The sequence below is a fragment of the Microcystis sp. M109S1 genome, assembly GCF_020247025.1.
Lineage (GTDB): Bacteria > Cyanobacteriota > Cyanobacteriia > Cyanobacteriales > Microcystaceae > Microcystis.
This window is the reverse complement of sequence record NZ_JADBRW010000085.1, coordinates 1-8,653: the sequence shown is the minus strand read 5'-3', so window position 1 is coordinate 8,653 and position 8,653 is coordinate 1. Positions and strand designations below refer to the sequence as shown.

General features: G+C 40.8%; 9 protein-coding genes. 5 read left to right on the top strand and 4 right to left on the bottom strand.

The window, feature by feature from the left end:
- Positions 1-227: 227 nt before the first annotated feature.
- Positions 228-395, bottom strand: a complete 168-nt coding sequence (locus tag IM322_RS04210; RefSeq protein ID WP_002801704.1) for a hypothetical protein — start codon at positions 393-395, stop codon at positions 228-230.
- A gap of 191 nt (positions 396-586) precedes the next feature.
- Here IM322_RS04210 and glmU point away from each other — a divergent pair, with 191 nt between their 5' ends.
- On the top strand, positions 587-1,939 hold the full coding sequence (gene glmU, locus IM322_RS04205; RefSeq protein WP_287677342.1) for a bifunctional UDP-N-acetylglucosamine diphosphorylase/glucosamine-1-phosphate N-acetyltransferase GlmU: 1,353 nt from the start codon (positions 587-589) through the stop codon (positions 1,937-1,939).
- A gap of 349 nt (positions 1,940-2,288) precedes the next feature.
- On the opposite strand, the gene IM322_RS04200 is transcribed toward glmU, so the two are convergent.
- Both IM322_RS04200 and IM322_RS04195 read right to left on the bottom strand, forming a co-directional pair.
- Positions 2,289-3,734 carry a DUF3370 domain-containing protein gene (locus tag IM322_RS04200; RefSeq protein ID WP_287677337.1) on the bottom strand — a complete coding sequence of 482 codons (1,446 nt, stop codon included), beginning with the start codon at positions 3,732-3,734 and terminating at the stop codon, positions 2,289-2,291.
- 187 nt (positions 3,735-3,921) lie between these two features.
- Positions 3,922-4,152, bottom strand: coding sequence for an ISAs1 family transposase (locus tag IM322_RS04195; RefSeq protein ID WP_502866908.1), 231 nt, complete (start codon positions 4,150-4,152; stop codon positions 3,922-3,924).
- Positions 4,153-4,330: 178 nt separating this feature from the next.
- Here IM322_RS04195 and IM322_RS04190 point away from each other — a divergent pair, with 178 nt between their 5' ends.
- Entirely contained in the window at positions 4,331-4,912 is a 582-nt protein-coding gene (locus tag IM322_RS04190; protein ID WP_287677338.1) for a thioredoxin family protein, read from the top strand.
- A 59-nt stretch (positions 4,913-4,971) separates the two neighbouring features.
- Here the strand turns inward: IM322_RS04190 and IM322_RS04185 are convergent, their stop codons facing one another.
- On the bottom strand, positions 4,972-6,222 hold the full coding sequence (locus tag IM322_RS04185) for an FGGY-family carbohydrate kinase (protein WP_287677343.1): 1,251 nt from the start codon (positions 6,220-6,222) through the stop codon (positions 4,972-4,974).
- Between the two features lie 2 nt (positions 6,223-6,224).
- Here IM322_RS04185 and IM322_RS04180 point away from each other — a divergent pair, with 2 nt between their 5' ends.
- From IM322_RS04180 to IM322_RS04170, 3 genes are all read left to right on the top strand, one after another.
- Positions 6,225-7,283, top strand: a complete 1,059-nt coding sequence (locus IM322_RS04180) for a tocopherol cyclase family protein (RefSeq protein ID WP_287677340.1) — start codon at positions 6,225-6,227, stop codon at positions 7,281-7,283.
- Between the two features lie 93 nt (positions 7,284-7,376).
- Positions 7,377-7,727 carry a hypothetical protein gene (locus IM322_RS04175; protein ID WP_287677341.1) on the top strand — a complete coding sequence of 117 codons (351 nt, stop codon included), beginning with the start codon at positions 7,377-7,379 and terminating at the stop codon, positions 7,725-7,727.
- Positions 7,728-8,535: 808 nt separating this feature from the next.
- Positions 8,536-8,653 (top strand): helix-turn-helix domain-containing protein (locus IM322_RS04170; RefSeq protein WP_287713118.1); only part of this gene is annotated, 118 nt, incomplete at its 3' end.

Genomic DNA, 8,653 nt, shown 5'->3' with positions numbered 1-8,653 from the left:
TCAGTCTGTAGAGCGACCATAAGACCAGAACAGAGTAAATCTGTTAAGGCAGGTGCGAAACCCCGCAAGGGAAAGAAGCAGAAACCTAAATCGTGAGGTTTGGGAATCACCGTCCGTTTTACGGCGGTGAGGATGTCAACTACACCTATCTGGAATTCTCAAAAAACATTTTCCCACCTTCTCGCCAGTAAGAGGGTGGGATTTGAGAATTATTAGGGAAATTTTCTTTAATTTAGGTTTTGATTCTCTTGGTTTTTGCGCTTGAGGTTTTGCAGTTGTTGCAGCAGTACCTCGATTTCCGCTTCTAGATGCAGGTATTTCACCTGTTGGTCAGCTTGGTAGGTGGTGCGAATCTGTTTCATGGCGGAGGATTCCTTGGTTAGCACAGTTGTCATAGTGGTATCTATAGAGGACTAATTATCTTCAATTGTTTCAATTTGTGTATAGTACCTTAACAATGTCTTAAAGAAAACCTTTTTATGGTAGTTTCTCAACTGGCACAGGATGAAAGAGAGAAAAAATTCTTGCAACCAAAGGGATCGGAGTGCGATATACTCAGTCGCGAACGATATTGGCAAGCATGACCATGGTAGCGGTAGCAATTTTAGCGGCGGGTAAGGGAACCCGAATGAAGTCCAGCCTTCCGAAAGTTTTACATCCCCTCGGCAGTCGATCGCTAGTGGAACGGGTGCTTAATGTCAGCGAATCCTTACATCCCCGGCGAAAACTGGTAATTATCGGTTATCAGGGAGAACAGGTGCGAAATACTCTACAGCATCTTGAGGATATCGAATTTGTCGAACAAAGGGAACAGTTAGGCACTGGCCATGCTATTCAGCAGTTAATCCCCCATTTAGAGGACTTTCAGGGGGATTTGTTGGTCTTAAATGGCGATGTTCCTCTGTTGCGTCCCGAAACCTTGCAAAATCTTCTCCAGATTCATAAAAACCATGGTAACGCCGCCACCCTATTAACTGCTAATCTTCCTAACCCGAAAGGTTACGGTCGAGTTTTTTGTGATGGCAATAATCTCGTTAAGCAGATTGTGGAAGAAAGAGACTGTACCGATGCCCAAAGACAAAACCATCGGATTAATGGGGGTATATACTGCTTTAATTGGTCAAAATTAGCGGCGATACTGCCTAATTTAACGCCCAATAACGATCAAGGTGAGTATTATCTCACGGATGTGGTCAATTTTCTCGCTCCCGTCATGGCTGTGGATGTGGAGGATTGTTTAGAAATTAGCGGCATTAACGATCGCAAACAATTAGCCACCGCCTATGATATCCTGCAAACTAGAGTTAAGGATCATTGGATGGCTGCTGGAGTCACCATAATTGACCCCGATAGTGTCACCATTGAGGATACTGTCACCCTCAGTCCCGATGTGATTATTGAACCCCAAACCCATCTGCGCGGTGAGACGATAATCGCTTCTGGTTGTCGTCTCGGTCCTGGGAGTTTAATCGAAAATAGTCGGATAGGCAGCGATGTAACAGTCTTATTTTCGGTTATTTCTGATAGTCAGGTGGATTCTGGTTGTCGCATCGGTCCCTATGCTCATCTGCGCGGAGAAGCGAAAATTGGGGCTAATTGTCGAGTCGGTAATTTTGTTGAAATTAAAAAAAGTGACATCGGCAATAAAACCAATATTGCCCATTTATCCTATTTGGGAGATGCCACTTTAGGGGAAAAAGTTAACGTTGGTGCGGGAACAATTACTGCTAATTACGATGGCGTGAAGAAACATCAAACTATGATCGGCAGTGGCACAAAAACTGGGGCAAATAGTGTTTTAGTTGCCCCTTTAAAATTAGGAAAAAATGTCACCGTGGCCGCTGGTTCAACTATCACTAAAAATGTCCCCGATAACGCTTTAGTTATTGCTCGCGAAAGTCAGCGTGTGATCGAAAATTGGGCCGATCAGTTTCAGTAGGTTAATTCCGGGATATAAGGACAGAAAACTGTTGCTAAATTCCGAGATTAGAGTCAAGATAAACACTTTGATAAGGGCAGGAAAGAAAGAGGGGTTGAGTACCATTCAACCGGCGTTGCTGATTTGAGATATGAATCTTCTTTTGTGGGATTTTTAAAACCTAGACCCAAACTAACTTTTGGATGGGTGCAAGGTTGTCATTCACACCTTGATTCAGCAACGCCCTTTTTGCTTCCTCTCAGATTAACTCCTGTCAGTTCGCCGTAACAGACAAGGCAGTAAGTGATTTTTGTCTGTTGCAATTTATACAAAACGACGTGCGATTACCCTGCATATATAGCCTATCAATTTAATTTTCCAAAGTCTTAATTGTAACCACCTGCGGCGGTGTAGAATCAGGTGGATAAATAACATCTAATTGTACTTTTCTTTGAGTTCCTGGTTTTAAATCTAGTTTTAATAAAGTATCTAAAACCTGCCCTGTTCTATGCCATAAATGTACATAACGGGTTTGTTGTTTACCTTTATCATCGCTATATTTTAAACGCACTGTACCCCGGAAAAAGGGAAAGTCTAATGATGGTTTTCTAAATTTAATTCCTTTTTCAGATAGTCTATCTTCTTTTAATGGAGTTTCTAAAGTGATGCTAACTGTCTGATTTTTATTAGTGTTATTAGTTAAAGGTATGTTGAGTTGATATTCTACCCCATAGTTACCATGTGCTTCGTAAGCAGTATCAGGATACCGCACTAGCATTTTTGCGGTTTGGCTTTGTTCTGTTCCTAACCTTCCAGCCCGTAAGGTGGCTATGGGATAAGAAATAGTTTTACCTGGTTCGGGAATAGTCAGGGTTTGGGTTTTGGTGTTGTCTGTGAGGTTTGCTTTCCATGTTGCACCTTCGGATATACCTGCGACTCTGCTGTAAATGAATTGACCTCCTTTTGCATCTGGGGGTGTGGGGGTTTTATCTCTTGGTCCTGCAAAGTTACCGTTATTTAATAAGTCTTGCCATTCTTTTAATGTGGGTGCGCGCTCGCTACCATCAGCATTTTTTTTCGCAAACATGGCTAAACTCGCTGCATAAATTTTACCACTGCTATTTAATCGGAAAAAACTGGATCTCCCATTGACAGGTCTTTCTAAATTTCTGACTGGGATAGGATGGTTTAATAACATTTGACTTCCCCCAGCAGGAATGACTATTCTTGCTGGAAATTCTTTTTGACGTACTCCCCGCAAAACATCCGCTACTGCTCTTGCACCTGGTCCAGAAAATGCTTTACCATCGTTATTTTCTATGTAGGATGGCAAGGTGACAAACGGTGCTTCTGTCATTAAATAACTCGCACCTTGTAAAATGTTAATAGTGAGAGGTTTTTTACTGGGATTATGTAAAATTACTCCTATATATAAGGTTTGTAAATCCTTGGGAGTGTGGGTATAATGATGAGCAAATAAATCAAATCTGCCTTGAATGGGAAAGTTTAAATGTGCGGCTGGAACTTTTTTGTTATTAGGTGTAAAAGTAGAAAGTAGAATACCTTCATTTTTGATCCATTCTGGACTGTTGCTATTAAAAACAGGTATTTTATCTAAACTACCAGGTAAAGGGCGCACTTCTCCAGTTTGGACAATTTCTTGGGGTGCTGGTTTTGCCGGTGTTTGGGCGTTTACTTGATTTTTCTGATGATAGCTATTGAAAGTTGTACAGCCGATAGTTTGAGTAATCGCTAATCCTGATATGATGATGAATACAGGTTTGAGGATGTGGTTTTTTGCTTGCAAAGTTCCCATAATTTGATTTTTCCAGTAAGTTTGCCAGTTTGCCGTTTGCCGTTTGCCAGTAAGTTTTCCAGAATGTTATGAACTGGATACAATGTATGGAAGGTTAATTTCTGATTTTCTGTAATGTGTGTAAATTGAAAGCAACCCAGTCATTTCGACTCAGGAGTTCAATAAATGGATATACTCATTGAATCTACTAATGACTTAAACGGCGCAACAGACCTAGGTTTTCCGCTCCATACCCCAGACGAATCCCACTGGCATCTTCAATAAGTGTAACATCGAGTACCCAATGGAGACTATTTTCGATACTCCAATGTCCGCGAATCACCTCGGCGTGTTTTTGGGCATCGGCTGCTAAACTACTGATGAAGAAGCGAATTTCTGTAGTAGTTTTATTCCATAATTGGCGGACACTGCGAACCATGACTACTGCAGCTCTAACCAGTAATTTAGATAGGTCAATGGCTTATCAGTTCACTGATTACTGTTTACTGTTTACTGTTTACTGATTACTGATGCGGGTTAAGGCCTTAAATTTGCGCGATGAAGCGTGAAATGTTATAAAAATCTCAGTCCTCCCTATAGAAAAGAGTATAAACTTTATGGCACGCACCGAGTCCACAATGTTAGATTTGGGGACAAAAGCCCCCAGTTTTGCCTTACCCGATGTGGTTTCGGGTGAAACTATCTCTCTGGACAGCTTTGCGGCTAAAACCGCTCTGTTAGTCATCTTCCTCTCTGAACATTGTCCCTTTGTTAAACACATTCAAGAAGAACTTACCCGTCTAGGTCGCGATTATGCTAACACCAATCTGGGCATCCTAGCAATTAGTTCTAATGACGTGGAGAAATATCCCGATGATTCGCCCGAAAATTTGAAAAAAATGGCGATAACTCTTGACTTTAAATTCAATTTATGCTATGACGAAAGCCAAGCAGTGGCGAAAGCTTACACGGCAGCCTGTACCCCCGATTTTTTCCTCTTTGATAGTCAGCGCAGCCTAGTCTATCGCGGTCAATTGGATGATAGTCGTCCTAGTAATGGCGTACCGGTGACAGGCAAAGATCTGCGCGCCGCTATTGACAAGGTTTTAACCGGTCAACCAGTACCGACGGCTCAAAAACCGAGTTTAGGCTGTAATATCAAATGGAAACCGGGTAATGAGCCACCCTATTACGGCTAAAATTTCTCTTATAAGTAATAGGAAACCAAGAAATTAATTTTGTCCTATTACTTATAAGACTATGGCAATAGCGTAACCGATTGCTGTGCTAATAGGGCAGTACCATAGGCCGCTTGATCCTGTTTAGATAAAAGCACGGGAACCCCTAAATGACGCTGACGAATTATTCTCCAAGTCGGATTTTTTGCCCCACCACCCGCACTATAAACTCGCTCTAATTTATTGGCTCCCAATTCCTGTAAACGGTGATAACCTAAAGCTTCAATGCGAGCAATACTTTCCAGTAAACCATGCAAAAATTCTAGAGGATTATCGGGGCGAGGAGTCAGTTTTGCGGGTAAAAAAGGATCATTAATTGGAAAGCGCTCGCCCGCTTTTAGTAGAGGATAATAATCTAAATTACTTTCTTTTTGTCCATCTATTGCTAAACTATAATTTCTCAATTCTTGATCAGAAAAAAACTTATTTAACACTGCTCCTCCCGTATTGGATGCCCCACCAGTTAACCACAAATTTCCTAAACGATGACTATAGATGCCATAGTTACTATCATCAACTTTCTGGCTACTTAATAATTTTAAGACTAAAGTTGAACCTAAAGATGTCACCCCATCCCCTAAAGAATTAGCACCACTGGCTAAAAATGCCGCTATGCTGTCGGTGGTTCCCGTATAAATTAAACAATCTTTCGGGATAGCAAAACGAGTCACTAAATCCGGTTTAATAGTATCGATCGCTGTACCCGGGGCAAAAATTTGCGGTAATAAATTAAACATCGGTAAATTCTCTAACCAATCGGGATAACAGAGATTTTCGAGATCATAACCTAACTTTAAGGCATTGTGATAGTCACTAATTCCCAGTTTACCGTGCAGCAGAAATGCTAACCAATCCGCTTGCGAGAGAAAATAACGCGCTTGCGAAAAAATTTCTTGTTCACTCCACCAAAGTAATTTAGCTAAACTGGAGGTAGCACTAATCACGGGATGGTGAGGGGGTGCTATAGCTTTAATTGCTTCTAAAAATGCAATTCCTCGCCCGTCATTGTATAATATTGCCTGAGAAAGAGGATTACCCCAATTATCACATAATAACACCGTCGAGGAAGTACCATTAATCGCGATCGATTTAAGTTCTGAACGCACCGAATCCCCTAGATTATCCAATAAATAAAATAGAGACTTTTGCCAATCCTGAAAATTGGCATTAGTGAAAGTATAATGAACCTCAGCGACGATATTTTTGCTAGAATCAATAGCAATCGCTCGCGCTCCCGATGTGCCAAAATCAATACCTAAAGATAAACCCATTGATGTCTTCACAACCCCCTCATTCTGGCTACCATTGGGATGGTATCAGTCCCCGATTTTTTGAAGGTTGGTACTTCCGAGTCATGATTCCGCAATTAGCCGACGGATTCGCCTTTATGTATTCTATTCAAGACCCAAGCGGCGGTCAAGTCAATAGCGGCGGAGCGGTACAAATTTTAGCCATAGAATCTAATTATCTTTGTCGCACTTTTCCCGATACGGATAAATTTTGGGCAAGTCGTCAGGAATTAGCCATTATCCATTGGGGAAAAACTAACTTAAAAATCCGTCCCTGTCTCCTTTCCCCGTCAGCTTTTTTTGAGTCTGTTCAAGAGGGTTATCAAGCAACGGCAAACCAGCAGCAAGGACGAATTTATGATCCCGTCACTGGAGAAATCTGTCAATGGGATTATCGCGTTGAAACTAGGTACAGTTGGGGAGATAAAAAGCGTCCACCCCAAGCAACAGCAGGAATATTATCTTATTTACCGATTTTTGACCCGGGTTGGCAGATTTTAACTGCTCATGGTTTAGCAACGGGAATGATTACCTATCGGGGAAAAAATTACCAATTTGAGAATGTACCTTTTTATAGCGAGAAAAATTGGGGTTATTCTTTCCCCGAAAAGTGGTTTTGGATTAATTGTAATGCTTTCCCTGAAAATCCCGATTTAACCTTAACCGCAGTGGGTTCTACCCGGAAAGTTCTGAACTGGACGGAATCGGTGGGAATTATCGGTATTCACTGGCAAAATCGCTTTTATAAGTTTGATATCTGGAATTCTCAACTAACTTGGACAGTGCAACCCTGGGGATACTGGGAAATGAGGGCAACCAACGAGAATTATACCATTGTCTTAATCGGTATCAGTGATCATCCTCCCGATCGCGTGCGTGTACCCACAGAAAAAGGTCTCTGTTTTGCTTGTCAAGATACCCTCAAAGGTAAATTATCGATAAAATTGGCTGATAGTCGCGGTAAAAACATTATAAATAGCTCTAGTTGTTTAGCTGGTCTCGAAATTGGCGGTATTTGGCCATCAGCTTGGATCAAACAGTGATTTAAATCACCATTGCGACGGGATAATATCACGCTATTATTTATCGATCGGTATTAACATTGAGTCAGTTTTTGATCGCTAAAAAATCTTTTCATGAACCAACCTTCTCTCAATTTTGTTGAGCAATTAGTGATAGCAGAAGTGCGGGAACAGTTAAGGAATTTACCTAGTTCTTTTCGCCAATATCTCTCGGAGATTAAAATCGATCGAGTCATGAATAATGCTATCCAAATTCTGCCCCGCAGTTTCAAAACTTTGGGGGAAAAAGATCACGATGATCACACCCGAAGATTAAGAATAAAAATTGCTGTAGAAAGAGCGATAACCGATATACTGCATGAACTAAAATTATATTATGTAGCGCAGACAGAAGTGGAAGATGAAGAAAATATTCCCACGGAACCATATTCTGAAAGGTGGGATAGCAGTTATTTTAATGGCTAGGTACAGAGTCTTCCTTTTCAGGAGTTAGCAGCTATTATTCAGAGGATAATAACCCATTAGTTTATAATTTATTCCTATAAGAAATGTTGTAAATCTTTGCTCAGAAATAGAATCGGTCGGTGAGTCTGGCTAAAAAATTATTTTAAAGTCAATAAAATAGGCTTTTTTAGTTAGGTTTTACAGAAGTCGCCCTCGATATTTTTTTTGACAATAATTAATACTATTTTTCAAAAGTAATGGTAAAGATGGTTAATTGTCCTCGCCCCACTTTCAACCTTCAGATTTAATTGCAGCCTAAGCTAAAAGTACAGTAGAAAGAATCAAAGAACATCCCTTACATGATATCATCGGCGAGACTTGGAAACTATTTCATCAAATTATTTACCCGATAGAACCCCCTTGAGCCATCTTGCACACTTTTCTCTTTTTGTCAAATTTTATGTTAAGAAATATGTGACTAATGGATAGGCTTTTAGCGACGGGAGTGTCAATCAGCAATCTCTGATTACAAATTGCGATGGGGTTTGCATAATTATTCCCGTTTGTTCAGCCACTTGTGACCTAACATCTTAAGAGTCACTGATAATTGCTGATTGTCGGTATTGCTGCATAAGTGCGTAAAAGCTGATAGGACAACGAACGGAAAAAATATAGATTGTCAAGGTGCGACAAATCGCTATAATCGTTCCAGCAGAGGTGATAATAATCCCTCGATCATCGAAAAACTGGGTCTGAAACCCCGCCGTTCTAGGTTGGCTTTACCGTCAAATATTAGCACATTTACGAAATATATGCTAAAATGTGAGACATGGAAAAAGCCTACTCGTTCCGATTTTACCCAACACCCGAACAAGAGTCGCTATTGCGGCGCACCTTGGGCTGTGTAAGATTGGTTTACAATAAAGCTCTCCATCTCAGAACACAAG

What these genes read in the sequence shown, in the direction of transcription:
- IM322_RS04210 (WP_002801704.1), bottom strand. Translation starts at nt 395, where the DNA reads ATGACAACTGTGCTAACCAAGGAATCCTCCGCCATGAAACAGATTCGC.
- glmU (WP_287677342.1), top strand. Translation starts at nt 587, where the DNA reads ATGGTAGCGGTAGCAATTTTAGCGGCGGGTAAGGGAACCCGAATGAAG.
- IM322_RS04200 (WP_287677337.1), bottom strand. Translation starts at nt 3,734, where the DNA reads ATGGGAACTTTGCAAGCAAAAAACCACATCCTCAAACCTGTATTCATC.
- IM322_RS04195 (WP_502866908.1), bottom strand. Translation starts at nt 4,152, where the DNA reads ATGGTTCGCAGTGTCCGCCAATTATGGAATAAAACTACTACAGAAATT.
- IM322_RS04190 (WP_287677338.1), top strand. Translation starts at nt 4,331, where the DNA reads ATGGCACGCACCGAGTCCACAATGTTAGATTTGGGGACAAAAGCCCCC.
- IM322_RS04185 (WP_287677343.1), bottom strand. Translation starts at nt 6,222, where the DNA reads ATGGGTTTATCTTTAGGTATTGATTTTGGCACATCGGGAGCGCGAGCG.
- IM322_RS04180 (WP_287677340.1), top strand. Translation starts at nt 6,225, where the DNA reads ATGTCTTCACAACCCCCTCATTCTGGCTACCATTGGGATGGTATCAGT.
- IM322_RS04175 (WP_287677341.1), top strand. Translation starts at nt 7,377, where the DNA reads ATGAACCAACCTTCTCTCAATTTTGTTGAGCAATTAGTGATAGCAGAA.